This window comes from Streptomyces endocoffeicus (assembly GCF_016741935.1).
In the GTDB taxonomy this organism is placed as follows: domain Bacteria; phylum Actinomycetota; class Actinomycetes; order Streptomycetales; family Streptomycetaceae; genus Streptomyces; species Streptomyces endocoffeicus.
In genome coordinates this window covers 1-1,257 of sequence record NZ_JAERRG010000153.1, presented here as the reverse complement: position 1 = coordinate 1,257, position 1,257 = coordinate 1, and the positions used below count along the sequence as shown (strand labels likewise).

The following is a 1,257-nucleotide window of genomic DNA, read 5'->3' as shown; positions in this document are numbered from 1 at the left end:
AGAGCAGCATGCCCACGCCCTCGGCCCAGCCCGTACCGTCCGCCGCGTCGGCGAACGCCTTGCAGCGGCCGTCCGGCGCGAGGCCGCGCTGCCGGGAGAACTCGATGAACATCGTCGGTGTGGCCATCACGGCGACCCCGCCGGCGAGCGCGAGGGAGCAGTCGCCGGACCGCAGCGCCTGCGCGGCCAGGTGCATCGCGACCAGCGACGACGAGCACGCCGTATCCACGGTCACGGCGGGGCCTTCGAGTCCCATGACGTAGGAGATGCGCCCGGAGGCGATTGAGCCCGTGCTGTTGTTGTAGGCGTAGTCGTGGAACGCCATCCCGGCGAATACGCCGGTCGCGCTGCCCTTCAGCGACGCCGGGTCGATGCCTGCGCGTTCGAGCACCTCCCACGAGGTCTCCAGCAACAGCCGCTGCTGCGGGTCCATCATCAGCGCCTCATTGGGGCTGATCCCGAAGAAGCCGGCGTCGAAGTCGGCGGCGTCGTAGAGAAACCCGCCCTGGTCGGTGTAGCTGGTGTCGGGGCGCGTGCCGCTCGGGTCGACGAGACGGTTCAAGTCCCAGCCGCGGTCGGCGGGGAGGCCGGAGACGACGTCGAGTTCGTCCCGGACGACCGTCCACAGGTCCTCCGGTGACCCGATCCCTCCGGGGTAGTGGCAGGCCATGCCGACGATGGCGATCGGCTCGTCGTCCACGGGGCCGGCCGGAGCGCCGGGGGACGCCGCGCCGTGCTGGAAGCCCGACACCTCGTCCAGCAGGTACCGGGCGAGCGCCCTCGGCGTCGGGTGGTCGAAGACGAGGGTCGCGGGCAGCCGCAGCCCGGTGACCTCGTTCACCTTGTTGCGGAACTGGACAGCGGTCAGGGAGTCGAAGCCCAGCTCCTTGAAGGCGCGCTCGGGTTCGAGGGCCTCGGACGAGCTGAACCGCAAGACGAGCGCCACCTGCCCGAGGACGAGGTCGAGCAGGGCCGGTTCCCATTCCGCGGCGGGCAGTGCGGCGAGCCGCCGCCGCAGGAGGTCCGACCCGGCGCCGGTGCCGGCGCGGCGTCGCCGGATCGTGGGCACCAGGACCCGGAACACCTCCGGCATGCTGTCGCCCTGCGCTCGGAGCGTGCCGATGTCCAATTTGGCGGGCACGAGTCCGGGCTCGTCCGTCGCGAGGGCGACGTCGAGGAGGGACAGGCCTTCGTCGGCGGTGAGGGCGGACATGCCGGCCTGTGAGATCCGTGTCAGATCGGTGTCGCTGATGTCCC

The 1,257-nt window shown here is 71.4% G+C and carries 1 pseudogene; it reads right to left on the bottom strand.

From position 1 onward, the window contains the following. Window positions 1-985 (bottom strand): annotated as a pseudogene (locus tag JK364_RS54310) (acyl carrier protein); the annotation flags it as partial. Window positions 986-1,257: the final 272 nt, after the last annotated feature.